The organism is Tsukamurella strandjordii (assembly GCF_039525985.1).
GTDB lineage: Bacteria > Actinomycetota > Actinomycetes > Mycobacteriales > Mycobacteriaceae > Tsukamurella > Tsukamurella strandjordii.
This window is the reverse complement of sequence record NZ_BAAAII010000002.1, coordinates 258,772-274,208: the sequence shown is the minus strand read 5'-3', so window position 1 is coordinate 274,208 and position 15,437 is coordinate 258,772. Positions and strand designations below refer to the sequence as shown.

The following is a 15,437-nucleotide window of genomic DNA, read 5'->3' as shown; positions in this document are numbered from 1 at the left end:
ATGTCCTCGGTTGTTGATTGGTTGCAGCACGATACGGGCGGGCTGCTGACGCTGGCGGCGGTCTCGATCGCCGTGCTGCTGTTCCTCATCATCAAGATCAAGCTCGAACCGTTCATCGCACTGATCATCGTGTCGGTCGGGCTCGCCCTGGTCGCGGGCGTATCGGTGGAGAAGCTGGTGGGATCGCCCCAGAAGGGGGCGGCGCAATCGCTCTTGGAGACCGGGTTCGGCGGCATCCTCGGGCACATCGCCCCGATCATCGGCCTCGGCACCGTGCTCGGCGCGCTACTCGAACGGTCCGGCGGCGCCGATGTGCTCACCAGCTGGCTGCTGCGGCTGTTCGGGCCCAAGGGCGCGCCGCTCGCCATGGGCGTCACGGGCCTGATCCTGGGCATCCCGGTGTTCTTCGACATCGGCATCTTCATCCTGGCGCCGCTGGTCTACGTGGCCGCCAAGCGCGGCGGCAAGTCGCTGGTCATGTACGCCATGCCGATGCTCGCGGGCCTGTCGATGACGCACGCCTTCCTGCCGCCGCACCCCGGCCCCGTGGCTGCGGCGGGCCTGCTGCACACCTCGCTCGGCTGGATCATCCTGATGGGCATCATCTGCGGCATCCCGGCCTGGTTCGTCTCCGGCGTCGTCTGGGGCTCGTGGATCGGTAAGCGTGTGATCGTCGAGGTGCCGGAGGACTTCATCCCGGAGGAGGAGCACGCCAGCAAGAACCCGCCCTCGCTGGGCCTGATCGCCTTCATCATCGCGGTCCCGATGCTGCTCATCCTGGGCGGCACCTTCGGCTCGGTGATCCTCGAACCGGGATCGCAGCCGTACTCGATCCTCGTCTTCTTCGGCACCCCCGCGATCGCGCTGACCCTGGCCGTGGTGCTGGCCTTCTACCTGCTGGGGATCCGTCGCGGCATCAGCGCCACGCAGCTCGCGGAGATGACGGGCAACGCGCTCAAGCCGATCGGCATGATCCTGCTCGTGGTCGGTGCGGGCGCGCTGTTCGGCGCGGTGCTCCGCGCCACCGGCGTGGGCACCGCCCTCACCGACTCGATGTCGAACCTGGGTCTTCCGCTCATCGTCTCCGCGTATCTGGTCAGTTGCGCGCTGCGGATCGCGCAGGGCTCGGCGACGGTGGCCATCACCGCGACGGCCGGCATCATCGGCGAGGCGGTCGCCTCCGGCGGCTACTCGCAGGCCCAGATCGCGCTCATCGTGATCGCCATCTCAGCGGGCTCCATCATCCTCAGTCACGTCAACGACGGCGGCTTCTGGATCGTCGCGAAGTACTTCAACATGACGGTCAAGCAGACGCTCATGACCTGGACCGTTCTCGAGACGATCCTGTCCGTGGTCGGCTTCGCGATGGTGCTTCTGCTCTGGGCCTTCGTCTAGCCCGGTTCCCCGCGCGCCGCGCCCTCGTCGGCGATACGTTGGACTCGTCGTTGCGCAACCCGCAACGACGAGTCCAACGCTCGAAGAAGGGGTGACACCGATGGCTCACGCACGTGCCGGACAGCCGGCGCTTCCCGAGGATCTGATCGACGTCGATGCGGTCCGCGCGGCGTACTACTCGGAGCATCCGGACCCCGGAAATCCCGATCAGAGAGTCGTCTTCGGTACCTCGGGCCATCGCGGCACCTCGCTGAACAGCAGCTTCAACGAGGACCACATCCTGGCGACCACCCAGGCGATCGTCGAGTACCGCGCCGCCCAGGGCATCCGCGGCCCCCTGTTCCTCGCCAAGGACACCCACCTGCTCTCGGGTCCGGCGTGGGAGTCCGCCGTCGAGGTCCTCGCCGCCAACGGCGTGCACACGCTCATCGACCTCGACGACCGGTACACGCCCACCCCGGCGCTGAGCCACGCCATCCTCACCTTCAACCGCGGACGCACCGACGTCCAGGCCGACGGCATCGTCGTCACCCCGTCGCACAACCCGCCCGCCGATGGCGGCTTCAAGTACAACCCGCCCAACGGCGGCCCGGCCGATGCCGATGCCACCGCGGCGATCGCGGCCCGCGCGAACGAGATCCTCGAAGGCGGCCTGCGCGCGGTCAAGCGGATCCCCCTCGAACGCGCCCTCGCCTCGGACACCGTGCAGCGGTTCGACTTCCTCGACTCCTATGTCGGAGATCTGCCGTCGGTGCTGCACCTGGACAAGATCCGTGACGCCGGCGTGCGGATCGGCGCCGACCCGCTCGGCGGCGCCGCGGTGGGTTACTGGGGCGCGATCGGCGACCGCTACAACCTGGACCTGACGGTGGTGAACCCCACGGTCGACCCGCAATTCGCGTTCATGACCCTCGACACCGACGGCAAGATCCGGATGGACTGCAGCTCCCCGAACGCGATGGCCTCGCTCATCGCGAACAAGGACCAGTACGACATCGCCACCGGTAACGACGCGGATTCCGACCGGCACGGCATCGTGACCCCCGACGGGGGCCTGATGAACCCGAACCACTACCTCGCCGTCGCGATCGACTACCTCTTCGCCTCGCGCAAGGGGTGGCGTGACGATGCGGCCGTCGGCAAGACCCTGGTGAGCTCGTCGATGATCGACCGGGTGGTGGCCGAGCAGCAGCGCACGCTGTTGGAGGTGCCCGTCGGATTCAAGTGGTTCGTCCCCGGCCTGCTCGACGGCAGCGTGGGCTTCGGCGGCGAGGAATCGGCCGGCGCCTCGTTCCTGCGGCTCGACGGCGGGGTGTGGACCACCGACAAGGACGGCATCATCCTGGCCCTCCTCGCCTCGGAGATCCTGGCCGTCACCAGGAAGACGCCGACGCAGCACTTCGCGGTGCTCGGCGAGCAGTACGGCGTGCCCGCCTACGCCCGGATCGATGCGCCCGCCGATCGCGAGCAGAAGGCCGTCCTGGCGAAGCTGTCGCCCGAGCAGGTCTCGGCCGGTGAACTGGCGGGGGAGCCGATCACCGCCAAGCTCACCCGCGCGCCCGGCAACGGCGCGCCCATCGGCGGCCTCAAGGTGACCACCGAGAACGCCTGGTTCGCCGCCCGTCCGTCGGGCACCGAGGACGTCTACAAGATCTACGCGGAATCGTTCCGCGGTCCGGAACACCTGGCCCTCGTGCAGGCCGAGGCGAAGACGATCGTGGACGACGTACTTTCTTCATAATCGCTTGACCAGCTCATAGTCCGGTTCCCGCTATGGTGTGGGGGTGAGCAAGGGAAAGAACGCCAAGTACGTTCCAGTGAAGCAGTCCAACACGATGACCTACGTGCTGGGCGGTATCGCCGTCCTGGTGGTGATCGTGGTCGTGATCGGCGGCGTGCTGCTGCTGAGCAAGAAGGAGGGCTCGCCCGCCGACAAGGTGCAGGCGGCCATCGACAAGGCCACCCCGGTCTTCGTACTCGGCAAGGACGACGCCAAGACGAAGCTGACCTTCTTCGAGGACCCCTACTGCCCCGCCTGCGGCAACATGGAGCGCAAGTACGGCGAGCAGATCACCAAGGGCATCGAGGACGGCAGCCTGCAGATCAAGTTCTTCATGCTCTCCTTCCTCAACCGCCAGAGCCCCTCGGGTGACTACTCCGATCGCGCGGGCGGCGGCCTGCTGGCGATCGCCAAGTCCTCCCTGCCGGAGGATCAGAAGCAGAAGGCGTGGCTGGGCGCCCACGGTGCGATGTACGCGCAGCAGCCGCAGGAGGGTTCGGGCGACCGCGATAACGCCGGGCTCGCCACGGTGCTCGGCGACGGTGCCAAGAGCAAGGGCGTCGAGCTGCCCGCCGATGTGACCGCCGCGATCCGCGACGGCAAGTACACCGCCGAGTCGGCCTCCAACGCCGCCGCCGGCAGCAAGCTGCTGCAGGAGACCGGCAGCACCGGCACCCCGACCGTGGTGCACAACGGTCAGCTGATCCAGGTGCAGGGAGACTGGCTCACCGAGGTCATGAAGTGACCTAGCCTGCTGACCAGCCGATTTGGTGGCGGCACGCGCCTCCTGTAATGTTCTCCCGGCGGGAAACCGCAGGTGAACAACTCGATACGGGGCTATGGCGCAGCTGGTAGCGCACCACACTGGCAGTGTGGGGGTCAGGGGTTCGAGTCCCCTTAGCTCCACCATCACAGCAGCAAGAACCCCTCTCGGAACTTTCCGGGAGGGGTTCTTCTGTATCGCGGGTCCGTGACAGGTCTGAACGAGTCAGGCGGTGATCGGCCGCAGCCTGCGGCCCCGGATCGTCGGGTAGTTTCGCTCTCGTGGAGACCGAATCGGTGGTTGGCGAACCCGGGTACCGCGTTTCGGTCCGGTTGATGATTTCCTGTATCGCCGTTGGTGTTACGGCGCTGATTCTGCGGTATTCGATCATTCCGTTCTACGCGCCACCGGGATTCGGCTTGCTCGCGAACGGCGGAGATTTCTACGTCTACATCGCCGGCGCCGAGAAGGTGATGAACGGCGAACCGCTGTACTCCTTCTGGTTCACCTACACTCCCTTCGCCGCGTTGCTCTTCGTGCCGTGGAGCCTCGGCAATACCGGGGTGCTGTGGTTCCTGCTGATCCTTTTCGCCCTCGGTATGACTGTGTGGAGGTGCCTTCGCCTCGTCGGTTATCGGCGTCAGTGGCAACTGGCCGTCGCGTCCTTCGGTATCACCCTCGCCGCCATCGATCTGGAGGCTGTGCGGGGGAGTGTGTGGCAGGGGCAGGTCAACATCCTCCTCATGGCGATCGTGGTGTGGGATCTGACCCGCCCGCCCGGCGCGCGACTGCGCGGCTGGTCCGTCGGCTTCGCGGCCGGCATCAAGCTCACGGCGCTGATCTTCGTTCCCTATCTGCTCCTCACTCGCCAATGGCGCGCCGCGGTGACCTCGGTTCTCACCGCATCGGTCACCGTCGTCATCGGATTCGTCGTTCTGCCCGGCGATTCGCGTGACTATTGGCTGGACAAGGTTCTCGACGTCAGCCGCGTCGGGGATGTCACGCATCCGGCGAATCAGTCGGTCAACGGGGTATTGGCGAATCTTTATGCGCCGGCCACGGTTCCGTTCGCGTTGTGGGCGGCCTGCTCCCTTGCGGTTGCCGGGGTGGCGTTCGCCGCGGCGCGCAAGCTGCGGACCCAGTACCGCGAGACGGTCTCGGTCTGCCTGGTGGGACTCGCCGGGTGCGCTGTGACGCCCTTGGCGTGGAGTCATCACTGGGTCTGGTTCGTCCCGATCATCGTGATCATGACTTCTCGTGCGCTCACGAGCGCGGGAGCCGTCAGGCGTCGGTGGGCGATCGCGACGGCGATCCTCGTCGCTGCGACGTCGATGTGGTTGACGGTGCTGATCTACGAGATCGTCAAGGCGATCGGTATGACGAGCGCGGTCGGTTACGTACCGGCCATGGACGCGGCGATCGAACACATCCCGCACTGGGCCCGCGTGATCACCTGTGGCGTGCCGGTGCTGATCCTCATCGTCATCAGCGGCGCAGTTCTGCTGAGCCGGCCGCGCATCGACCCCGCGCGAGACGAAGCCGGCGCACCTATGGCGAATCCGTCGCCGTAGCGCCCCGAGTCGGCCCTCGGCCTACAGTGGGAACGCAGGCTGGAACAGCGCAACGATCAATCGAGATCAACGAGGAGACATCATGACCGTTCTCGTGTCCGCCGTCGTGAAGCCGACCGCCGAGGGGCGCGCCGCGGTGCGCGAGGCGATTGCGACCGCGCTGCCGCTGGTGCGGCAGGAGCCCGGGTGCATCTCCTACGACGCCGCCGAGAACGAGTCCGAGTTCTTCTTCATCGAGCAGTGGGCGAGCCCGGAGGCGTTGAAGGCGCATTCCTCATCGCCCGCGTTCACCGCGATGGTGCAGGCGATCGGCGAGCTGCTGCAGGAGCCGCTGCAGGTTCGCACCGGTCTCGCGCTCTGACGGCGGCGCACGCTGTTTCGCTCATCGCCGCTGCAGCGGCGATCGGGCTCGAACGTCAGTCGATGCCTTCGATGATGCGGAAGTCGCGTTCGACGCCGTCATCGAGCACAGCCAGGGCCTCCTGGTAGGCGGCGCTCTCGCGGGCCGCGACCGCCTGCTCGAAGCTGTCGAACTCGATCAGGATGGTGCGCTCGGCGATCCCGGCGTCGTGCACCACGACGCGGCTGCCGCGTGACAGCAGCCGACCACCCGCGGCGCGGACCGCCGGGCCGGCCAGCGTGTCGTAGGCGGCGACCTTCTCGGGATCGTTGATCGCGCGGTAGACGCTCACCCAGTAGCCCTTGGCCATGGAAACTCCTGCGGTCGACGGTGCGGGGACTCCTCGAACCGAAACGGACGATGCGCGTCGCGTCAACTGCTGCCCGCAGTGATGAGAATCACCTCGGTGTAATCACTGCGCGGCAAGCCCGCTGCCTGCACTGATAGGTGTTCGTAATGGGTGAACCAGGACGTATCGATTTGTCCAATCAATGTCCCGGACATAACCTCGAACCCGAACCCAACCGGTACCCCCGAACGAAACGAGGAAGCACGTGTCGCTGATCAATAAGCAGATCAAGCCCTTCTCCGCCGAGGCATTCAAGGACGGCAACTTCGTCACCGTCTCCGACGAGGACATCAAGGGCAAGTGGGCCGTCTTCTACTTCTACCCGGCCGATTTCACCTTCGTGTGCCCCACCGAGCTCGGCGACCTCGCCGACCACTACGAGGAGCTGCAGGGCCTGGGCGTCGAGGTGTTCTCGGTCTCGACCGACACCCACTTCACCCACAAGGCGTGGCACGCCTCGTCGGACACCATCGCCAAGATCAAGTACGCCATGATCGGTGACCCGAGCCTGCAGATCAGCACCGATTTCGAGGTGCTTCGTGAGGGCCAGGGCCTCGCCGACCGCGGCACCTTCCTGGTCGACCCCGACGGCGTCGTCCAGTTCACCGAGGTCACCGCCGAGGGCATCGGCCGCAACGCCGCCGAGCTCGTCCGCAAGGTCAAGGCCGCCCAGTACGTGCGCTCGCACCCGGGCGAGGTCTGCCCCGCGAAGTGGGAAGAGGGCGCCGACACCCTGGCTCCGTCGCTGGAGCTCGTCGGCAAGATCTAGTCCATTCGCGCGACCGTGGAGCGGGGCTCACCTCCCGCTCCACGGTCGTCCACCACCTGCACGCTTCTCTTTGGAGGGGAACGGATCACCATGCTCGAAGCCTCGCTCGCCACTCAACTCAAGGCCCTGCTCGCGAACGTCACGATGCCCGTCGACCTCGTCTCGACGCTCGACGACAGCGCGAAGTCGGCCGAACTCGCGGAGCTGCTCGACGAGATCGCGGGCATGTCCGAGCACATCGCGCACGACCGGACCGGCGATGACCCGCGGCGTCCGTCGTTCCTGATCCGCCGCGCCGGCACCGATATCGCGGTGCAGTTCGCCGGAATCCCCCTCGGCCACGAGTTCTCGTCGCTCGTGCTCGCGCTGCTCCAGGTGGGTGGGCACCCGTCGAAGGAGGCCGCCGATCTGCTCGAGCAGGTCCGTGAGCTGGACGGCGACTACCACTTCGAGACCTACTTCTCGCTCTCCTGCCAGAACTGTCCCGACGTGGTGCAGGCACTGAACCTCATGTCGGTCCTGAACCCGCGCATCACGCACACCGCGATCGACGGCTCGCTGTTCCAGGACGAGGTCGATCGCCGTCAGGTGATGGCCGTGCCCACCGTCTTCGTCAACGACGAGCTCTTCGACTCCGGCCGGATGACCCTGGAGCAGATCGTCGGCAAGCTGGACGACGGTGCCGCCGAGCGCACCGCGGCGTCGCTGTCGGAGAAGGACCCGTTCGACTTGCTCGTGGTGGGCGGCGGCCCCTCGGGTGCCACCGCCTCGGTCTACGCGGCCCGCAAGGGGATCCGCACCGGCATCGTCGCCGAGCGGTTCGGCGGCCAGGTGCTGGACACGATGGCCATCGAGAACTTCACCTCGGTCTCGTACACCGAGGGCCCGAAGTTCGCGGCGGAGCTCGAGAACCAGGTCCGTCAGTACGACGTCGACATCATGAACACCCAGCGCGGCGCGCACATCACCCGCGACGATGCGACGGGCATGATCACCGTCGAGCTGGCGAGCGGCGCCGCGCTGCAGTCGCGCACGGTGGTCGTCTCGACCGGTGCCCGCTGGCGCTCGATGGACGTGCCCGGCGAGGCCGAGTACCGGAACAAGGGCGTCACCTACTGCCCGCACTGCGACGGTCCGCTGTTCAAGGGCAAGCGCGTCGCCGTGATCGGCGGCGGCAACTCCGGTGTGGAGGCCGCGATCGACCTGGCGGGCATCGTCTCGCACGTCACCCTGATCGAGTTCGACTCCGAGCTGCGCGCCGACGAGGTGCTGCAGCGCAAGCTGCGCAGCCTGCCCAACGTCGACATCCTGGTGAGCGCGATGACCACCGAGGTCCTCGGCGACGGCGGCAAGGTGACCGGCCTGAGCTACAAGAACCGCGTGACGGACGAGTCCCACTCCGTGGAGCTGGACGGCGTCTTCGTGCAGATCGGCCTGCTGCCCAACACCGAGTGGCTCGAGGGCACGCTGGATCTGAGCCCGCGCGGCGAGATCGTGGTGGACGAGGCCGGCCGCACCTCGCTGGCCGGAGTGTTCGCCGCCGGCGACTGCACCACGGTGCCGTTCAAGCAGATCGTGGTGGCCGCCGGTGCCGGCGCGACCGCGGCGCTCAGTGCCTTCGATCACCTGATCCGTACCGACGTCCCGACCGAGGCCGCGGCCGTCACGGGCTGACCGGATCCCCGGGCCCGATCGGTCGTCACAGACGGCGGGAACCGCTCACAGCGCGATCGCCCGGAAGTGCGGCTTGATGGAGCCGTTCACGAACCGTCCCTTGGAATCCGCGTTCCGCAGCTGATCGAAGATCGGCTGCGGAACGTCGGGGTAGAGGTAGGTGGCACCGCCGGTGAACCTGATCGCCAGGACCCGTTCCACGGGGTCGTAGCCGATCGCCTCGACGGCGCTCGACTCGACCGCCTCCATCTCGGGTGGCACGGCGGGCCTCAGTTCAGCTGTTGCATCCAGTCGCCGGGCACCCGGCCGGCGGGACCGGGGGCGGGCTGATCGACGGGGTGACTGGTGGGTTCGGCGAGGTCCGGACCCTCGAAGACGAGTTCGGTACGGAAGTCCCAGAACCAGTCCTCCCCGGGTTCGAAGCTCTGGATCACGGGGTGGTCGGTCGCGAGCGCATGCTTGCTCGCGTGCTTGCTGGGCGAGGAATCGCAGCACCCGATGTGCCCGCACTGCGCGCACCGCCGCAGGTGGAACCACCACCCGCCCGCGGCATCGCATTCCTGGCAGCCCGTGCCACTGGGCACGGCCGTGAGATCGATGCCGCTCATTCGGCTGCTCCCGCCTCGGGGGTGTGGGAGGCGGCGATCGCCTCGCCCCGGCTCTCGTACAGGTGCGGCGCCAGGCCGCGGTCGGCCAGGTGGTCGGCCAGCTTGAGCCGGAGGAACGCGGACGTCGTGTAGCGGGTCACCGTTTCACAGTAGCGATTCGTGGTGCGCACGCACGCCGCGAAGCTGTCCGCCAGTTCCGGTGGCAGCGAGAAGTTGTCGTAGTTGACCACCATGTTCACCTGGCGCCCGATCTTGGCGAGTCGCTGATCGATCTCGGTGAAGGCGTCCTGGATGTCGTCCTCGGTGCGGACCGCGATGCCTTCCAGGTTGAGGAAGAAGATGTTCCGGTTCGCGTCGTAGCTGAACCGGGCCTCCAGCGGCACGGTGAGCAGGTCGTCGCCCAGGCCCATCGGTTCGTCGCGGAAGATCCGCGGGTCCATGGTGACCGGCGGGTTGTCCATCACCGGCTCGAATTCGATGAGGTCGAGCACATCGCGCTGCAGGTCGATCCCGGGCGCGATCTCGGTGAGTTCCATCCCCCGTTCGGTGAGGACGAAGACGCAGCGCTCGGTGATGAACATGACCGGCTGGCCGCTGCGCACGGCGTACTCGCCCGAGAACGTGCGCTGATCCACGTCCTTGAGGAACTTCGGCGCGGCCGGCCCCTGCGTGGTGACGATCGTGCCGTCGACCACCTCGGTGTGCGCGGGCGCGAGGAAGGTGCCGAGGAAGTACACGGACTTCGCGTTCTGGCTGATGTTGATGAATCCGCCGGCACCCGCCAGCCGCGGCCCGAACCGGCTCACGTTCACGTTGCCGTGCTGGTCGGCCTGCGCCAGGCCGAGGAAGGCGGCGTCCAGACCACCGCCGTCGTAGAAGTCGAACTGCGAGGGCTGCGCGAGGATCGCATCGGGATTCACCGCGGATCCGAAATCAGTGCCACCCGCGGGCATTCCGCCGATCACCCCGGGTTCCGCGGTGAGTGTCAGGTAGTCGAGGATGCCCTCCTCGGTGGCCACCGCGGCGACGCCCTCCGGAACGCCGATGCCGAGGTTCACCACCGAATTCGGCCGGAGCTCCATGGCGGCACGGCGCGCGATCACCTTGCGGGGGTCCAGCGGCATGGCCGCGACCCGCGACATCGGCTGCCGGATCTCGCCGCTCATGCTCGGGTTGTACTGGGAGCCCCACGACTGCGTGTGCCGCTCGGGCGAGGTGGCGAGCACCACGCAGTCCACGAGCACCCCGGGGATCTTCACGTCACGCGGGTGCAGCGAGCCGCGTTCGGCGATCCGCTCCACCTGCACGATCACCAGTCCGCCGCGGTTGTGCACGGCGATCGCGATCTCCAGTGCCTCGAGGGTGAGCGATTCCTTCTCCATCGTCACGTTGCCCGCCGGATCGGCGGTGGTGCCGCGGAGGAAGGCAACGTCCAGCCGGTCGAAGGCCTTGTAGAACAAGTACTCGGTGCCGTCGATCTCCATGATCCGCACGCGGTCCTCGGTGGTCACGTCGTTGACCTTGCCGCCGCCCAGCCGGGGGTCGGCGAAGGTGCCCAGGCCCACCCGAGTGAGCAGCCCGGGTTTTCCTGCGCCCGTATCGCGGATGAGTTGGGCGAGTACCCCCTGCGGCAGGTTGTAGGCCTCGATGCCGCCGGACACGGCCAGCTTCTGCAGGGCCGGCGCCATCCCGTAGTGGCCGCCGAGCGAGCGCTTGAGCATGCCGTCGTGGCAGAGGTGGACGAAGCCGCGGTCGCCGCGGTCGCCCTGGGCCACGGTGAACACGAGGGACAGGTCCTTGGGGTTGCCGCTCGCGAGGTAGCGGCGTTCGAGTGCGAGCACCAGCTCCTCGGCGTACCCCTGTCCGGCGAATCCTTCGACCACCAGGTAGTCGCCGTTGCGGATCAGGCGCACCGCCTCATCCGCTGTGACCACCTTGTCGCGGATCGGTGACGCGCTGGTCCGGGTCAGAACTGGGTCGATCGTCATTTGCTCCCTCATTCCTACTGTGACGCGGGTCACCATCCGGTTCGTACTCTAGCCCGACCCGAACCCCTTCTGCGGGCGAAAATCAGGGGAATCGGTGGCAGTATCGGTGCATGACCGACGATGCGATCCACGCCCGGATTCAGCGACTCATCGACACCGAGCACGAGCTGCGCAGCAAGCTCGCCGCCGGCGAGATCGACGCCGCTGAGGAGAACGCGCAACTCCAGACGCTCGAGGAGCAGCTGGACCAGGCGTGGGATCTGCTCCGGCAGCGGAAAGCCAAGCGCGAGTTCGGGGAGAACCCGAATGATGCGGCGGCGCGTCCCGCGCCCGTGGTCGAGGACTACCGGAACTAGGGGAGCGGTGCGAGCATGCGGTGCTGCTCGCGCAGGGCGACCGCGACGGGGTCGTCGCGGCGCATCGCGTTGTGCCCCGGGGCGGACCGGACGTCCAGGTCGCGCACCGTCGGGACGGTGCCGCAGTGCGGGCACAGGCCGGTCTCGTCGATATCGGTACCGCAGGCCGCGTGGCTGAAGATCTTCGGTGGATGGGCGCCCGAGAGGTAGCGCTCGCCCCACCGGCTCAACGAGTAGACGGTGGGCCAGAGCGCCTCGCCGGCCTCGGTGAGGCGGTACTCCACCTCGCGTCCCGATCGCTCGCGGGTGAGGATCCCCGCCTCGACCAGGGTGTCGAGGCGTTCGGCGAGCACTCCGCGGGAGACGTCGAGATGGGCCAGTAGATCGCTGAAGTGGCGCACGCCGTAGAAGCAGTCGCGCAGAATCAGCAGGGTCCAGCGCTCGCCGACCACTTCGAGCGCCCGCGCGAGGAAGCATCCCTGCCGGTCGTATCTCGTCCCCAGAGCCACGAGCCGAGTCTAGCAATCAGGTCTTGTGACGAGACTCAATCTGGACCATGATGAGTCTTATGACAAGACTTGATGGCGGTTACGGCGCGGTGCTCGCCACCGTCACCGGCAGCACCTTCGTCGCGATGCTCGCCTATGCGGGGCCGCTCGGGAACGCCGTCACGCTCAACGGCGCGCTCGGGGCCGGCCCGGCCGGGGCCACCTGGATCCTCGCGTCGATGAGCGTCGGCCTGGCGGCCGCGCTCGTGGCCGCCGGTGTGGTGGCCGACCGCATCGGCCACCGGCGCGTCTTCCTCGCCGGCGCGGCGGTCTTCGTTCTCGCCGATCTCGCCTGTGCGGTGTCCACCACCGCGCCGTGGTTCGTGATCGCCAGAGTCGCCGCCGGGATCGGAACCGCGGGGATGATCGCCACCGGCCTGGGGCTCGTCGCCGCAGTGAGCGAGCACGATGGGCACCGGGCGCGCACAGCGGTGTGGTGGAGTTCGTCGATGGGTGCCGGGATCGCCCTGGGGCCGGTGATCACCGGGCTGCTCGACCTCGCGAACGGGTGGCGCCTGTTCTATCTGGCGCTCGCCGTCGGCGGTGTCGCACTCTGGTGGTCGGCCCGCCGTATCCCGGCGCGCAGCCCGCAGCGGCCCGACCGCCCGTTCGATGCGGTCGGGGTGGTACTGCTCACCGGCGCACTGGTCGCAGCGGTCTCGGCGATCGTCGAATTCCGCGCCGCGGCGGGCGCTCTCGCCCTAGCGCTCGCGGGTGCGGCGGTGCTGCTCGCGGTGGGGCTCGTGGTCAGTCAGCGTCGCGGCCGGGCGACGCTGGTCGATCCCGGACTCTTCCGTCGGCCGCGATTCCTCGCGGCCACGATCGCGGCGTTCGGCACGGGCATCGGCGTGATCTCGGCGATGTCCTATGCGGGCACCTTCGTGGTGCACGGTATGGGCTTGAACACTCTCCAGGCGGGCGGGCTGCTCGCGCTGTGGTCCGGGACGAGTGCCATAGCGGCGCTGTGCTTCTCCCGCCTCGCACAGGTCCTGTCCGGGCGTGCACACCTGGTCGGCGGCCTGATCGGTGTGGCCGTCGGCCTGCTGCTCACGGCGGGCCTGTCCGACGGTGCTTCGCCGGCGCGCATGGTGCCGGGGCTGATCCTGGCGGGGGTGGCATCGGGCATGCTCAACACCGGTCTCGCGCGGGAGGCGATCGCGAGCGTTCCGGCTGCTGATGCGGCAATGGGCAGCGGCGCGAACAACACTGCGCGGTACGTCGGCTCGTCGCTGGGTGTAACGATCGCGGGCGTCCTGGCCGCGGGATCGGCGTCCGCCGTGGCGGGGTGGAACGCCACCGCTCTCGCCGCCGCCGGTGTCTCGCTGGTGTGCGCGGGGGCGGTGTGGGCTATGCGTTCAGGTGCTCGCGCAGGCGATCCAGGAACGCGCCCTGCGCCTTCACCAGCTTCTCCGCCGCCTCGTCGAGGCTGAACCAGCCGGCGCGGTCGACCTCGGGGAAGCGTTGCATCCGGCCCGATCCGCGCGGCCACTCCAGTTCGAAGTCGTTCGAGGTGATGCGCTCGGCGTCGAAGTCGCCGGGGCGCGCGAATACGGTGACCGTCTTGCCACCCGACTGCCGGACCGAACCGAGCGGCACCGTCGGACCGGAGGGCGGCGGCGATCCGAGTTCCTCGGTGAACTCGCGCTCCGCGGCGGCGAGCGGTTCCTCGTCGGTGTAGAGGCCCTTGGGGATCGACCAGGCGTGCGCGTCCTTGCGGCTCCAGAACGGGCCGCCCATGTGCGCGATCAGCACCTCGGTGCCGGAATCCGTGGTCCGGTACAGGAGCAGGCCCGCGCTGGTCGTGGTCACGCGATCGAGCCTACTGGCGCCGCACCAGGAGTGCGTTGGCGATGCCGGCGGAGAGTACGACCAGTGCCGCGATCACGGGCGTGCCCTGCGCCGCAGCGGTTCCCACGTTCTCGGCGAGCAGGCCGTTGATCGCCGACGCGGTCGATTGGCCGAGGATCAGGGCCGAGCCCATGATCGTCATCACGGTGGCCGAGCGGCCCACCGGGCTGCGGTCGGCACCGAGGCTGAAGTCGGTCACCAGGGTGGGGCCCACGCCGATTCCGGCGACGGCCAGCCCCAGAACGAGCCAGGGCAGCGACGGTGCGGCCGCCATGATCGCGGCGCCGGTCACGAGAACGGCGGCGAAGGCGACCCAGCGCATCGCGAGGGTGAACCGCTCGGGCAGCAGGGCCGAACCCAGTGCCAGCGCAGCGGAACCCACGCCCATCACGCCGTAGTACAGGCCGGCCGATTCGGCGTTGCCCGCATCGCGCATGAAGGCGGTGAGCCCGGTGAGGGTGGAGCCGAAGAACAGCCCCATGCCGAAGACGCCGGCCACCACGACGAGGACGCCGGGGCGCAGCAGCTCGCGGGCCGGGGCCTGGACCACCGCGCCGTCGTGTGCGGCAGGAACGGCCCGGCCGCTGGGGTGCAGCGCGAAGGCGGTCACGAAGATCGCGGTGAGCACGGCCGCGCCGATCATGGGGGCGGCCACGTTCATGGTGGTGGCGAGCAGGCCCACGATCACCGGCCCGAAGACGAAGATCACCTCATCGGCGGCGGACTCGTAGGCCATGGTGGACAACAGGGTCCGCGAACGGCGGCGTGCCGGAAGCCGGGTGGTGATCATCGCGACGAGCCGGCTGCGGGACATCGGCCCCACCTGAGGCGCGGAAGCGCCCACCAGTGCGGCGGAGGCGAGCACCGCCCAGCCGGGCAGTGAGCTGAACACGACCCAGGTCATGAGAAGCAGCGCAAGGCTGTTGACGATTCCGGCGGCGAGTACGGCGCGGCGCTGGCCGAAGCGGTCCGCCGCGGCGCCGACGAGCGGGCCGACCGCGGCGGCCCCGAGGCCGACCATCGCGGAACTGAGGCCGCCGAAGGCGAGCGACTCGCGGCCGGCGACCACGAGCGTGAGCACGCCCACCACCATCATCGCGAACGGGAGCCGCGCGATGAAGGCGATGGGGAAGTAGGTGGGACCCGCGACGGAGAGCAGGGAGGCGCCGGACTCGGTGGTCTCGGGGGTGGCCTCGGAATCGGGTGCGGTCGTGGTGGCGGTCACCGGGGGTTTCCTTCCCGCGGCTGCATCGCCGCGACGCTTGCGTGCCGCCTTGGAATGCCCGCAGGCCGTGCCAGGTAGATACACGGAGATTGTGGTGTGGCCGCAACGGGCCGACGAATCATTCTACCAATCGTCGTCAACCCGCCGGTCACCGTTGCAATCG

General features: G+C 68.3%; 16 protein-coding genes and 1 tRNA gene. 10 read left to right on the top strand and 7 right to left on the bottom strand.

The features are described from left to right. From ABD108_RS02100 to ABD108_RS02075, 6 genes are all read left to right on the top strand, one after another. Positions 1-1,395: a GntP family permease gene (locus ABD108_RS02100; RefSeq protein ID WP_305111933.1), complete on the top strand. Its 1,395-nt coding sequence runs from the start codon at positions 1-3 to the stop codon at positions 1,393-1,395. Between the two features lie 100 nt (positions 1,396-1,495). Beyond that, on the top strand, positions 1,496-3,136 hold the full coding sequence (gene pgm / locus ABD108_RS02095; RefSeq protein ID WP_343929107.1) for a phosphoglucomutase (alpha-D-glucose-1,6-bisphosphate-dependent): 1,641 nt from the start codon (positions 1,496-1,498) through the stop codon (positions 3,134-3,136). 43 nt (positions 3,137-3,179) lie between these two features. Continuing rightward, positions 3,180-3,920 carry a DsbA family protein gene (locus tag ABD108_RS02090; RefSeq protein ID WP_220656153.1) on the top strand — a complete coding sequence of 247 codons (741 nt, stop codon included), beginning with the start codon at positions 3,180-3,182 and terminating at the stop codon, positions 3,918-3,920. An 88-nt stretch (positions 3,921-4,008) separates the two neighbouring features. Then, a tRNA-Ala gene (locus tag ABD108_RS02085) sits at positions 4,009-4,084 on the top strand. A gap of 135 nt (positions 4,085-4,219) precedes the next feature. Further along, entirely contained in the window at positions 4,220-5,509 is a 1,290-nt protein-coding gene (locus tag ABD108_RS02080; RefSeq protein ID WP_343929106.1) for a glycosyltransferase 87 family protein, read from the top strand. Between the two features lie 82 nt (positions 5,510-5,591). Next, entirely contained in the window at positions 5,592-5,870 is a 279-nt protein-coding gene (locus ABD108_RS02075; RefSeq protein ID WP_220656151.1) for a putative quinol monooxygenase, read from the top strand. A gap of 55 nt (positions 5,871-5,925) precedes the next feature. Here ABD108_RS02075 and ABD108_RS02070 read toward each other — a convergent pair whose 3' ends face one another. Further along, a complete protein-coding gene (locus ABD108_RS02070; RefSeq protein ID WP_343929105.1) occupies positions 5,926-6,219 on the bottom strand; it encodes a DUF1330 domain-containing protein in 294 nt (97 codons plus the stop codon). Positions 6,220-6,463: 244 nt separating this feature from the next. On the opposite strand from ABD108_RS02070, the gene ahpC reads away from it, so the two are divergent. Further along, positions 6,464-7,027 (top strand): alkyl hydroperoxide reductase subunit C, encoded by a 564-nt coding sequence (gene ahpC, locus ABD108_RS02065; RefSeq protein WP_220656149.1) that lies wholly within the window; start codon positions 6,464-6,466, stop codon positions 7,025-7,027. A 90-nt stretch (positions 7,028-7,117) separates the two neighbouring features. After that, complete coding sequence (gene ahpF / locus ABD108_RS02060; protein ID WP_343929104.1) at positions 7,118-8,701, top strand: alkyl hydroperoxide reductase subunit F; 1,584 nt, start codon at positions 7,118-7,120, stop codon at positions 8,699-8,701. A 45-nt stretch (positions 8,702-8,746) separates the two neighbouring features. Here the strand turns inward: ahpF and ABD108_RS02055 are convergent, their stop codons facing one another. Genes ABD108_RS02055 through ABD108_RS02045 form a run of 3 tightly spaced genes read right to left on the bottom strand, consistent with a single transcriptional unit; the run spans position 8,747 to position 11,297 of the window. Continuing rightward, positions 8,747-8,962, bottom strand: a complete 216-nt coding sequence (locus tag ABD108_RS02055; protein WP_220656147.1) for a KTSC domain-containing protein — start codon at positions 8,960-8,962, stop codon at positions 8,747-8,749. Between the two features lie 8 nt (positions 8,963-8,970). Continuing rightward, positions 8,971-9,309, bottom strand: coding sequence for a UBP-type zinc finger domain-containing protein (locus ABD108_RS02050; RefSeq protein ID WP_220656146.1), 339 nt, complete (start codon positions 9,307-9,309; stop codon positions 8,971-8,973). Then, a complete protein-coding gene (locus ABD108_RS02045; RefSeq protein WP_343929103.1) occupies positions 9,306-11,297 on the bottom strand; it encodes an acyl CoA:acetate/3-ketoacid CoA transferase in 1,992 nt (663 codons plus the stop codon). Before ABD108_RS02045 ends, ABD108_RS02050 begins: the two co-directional genes overlap by 4 nt. 110 nt (positions 11,298-11,407) lie before the next feature. On the opposite strand from ABD108_RS02045, the gene ABD108_RS02040 reads away from it, so the two are divergent. Further along, positions 11,408-11,653 (top strand): DUF2630 family protein, encoded by a 246-nt coding sequence (locus ABD108_RS02040; RefSeq protein WP_220656144.1) that lies wholly within the window; start codon positions 11,408-11,410, stop codon positions 11,651-11,653. Here the strand turns inward: ABD108_RS02040 and ABD108_RS02035 are convergent. Then, positions 11,650-12,162, bottom strand: a complete 513-nt coding sequence (locus ABD108_RS02035; RefSeq protein ID WP_343929102.1) for a winged helix-turn-helix transcriptional regulator — start codon at positions 12,160-12,162, stop codon at positions 11,650-11,652. The two genes, ABD108_RS02040 and ABD108_RS02035, sit on opposite strands and share 4 nt — an antisense overlap. A 59-nt stretch (positions 12,163-12,221) precedes the next feature. Between ABD108_RS02035 and ABD108_RS02030 the strand changes: the two genes are divergently transcribed. Next, entirely contained in the window at positions 12,222-13,631 is a 1,410-nt protein-coding gene (locus tag ABD108_RS02030) for an MFS transporter (RefSeq protein WP_343929101.1), read from the top strand. On the opposite strand, the gene ABD108_RS02025 is transcribed toward ABD108_RS02030, so the two are convergent. Both ABD108_RS02025 and ABD108_RS02020 read right to left on the bottom strand, forming a co-directional pair. Further along, entirely contained in the window at positions 13,549-14,010 is a 462-nt protein-coding gene (locus ABD108_RS02025) for an NUDIX hydrolase (RefSeq protein WP_220656141.1), read from the bottom strand. The genes ABD108_RS02030 and ABD108_RS02025 overlap by 83 nt on opposite strands. 10 nt (positions 14,011-14,020) lie before the next feature. Next, positions 14,021-15,274 carry an MFS transporter gene (locus ABD108_RS02020; RefSeq protein WP_343929100.1) on the bottom strand — a complete coding sequence of 418 codons (1,254 nt, stop codon included), beginning with the start codon at positions 15,272-15,274 and terminating at the stop codon, positions 14,021-14,023. Positions 15,275-15,437 lie beyond the last annotated feature (163 nt).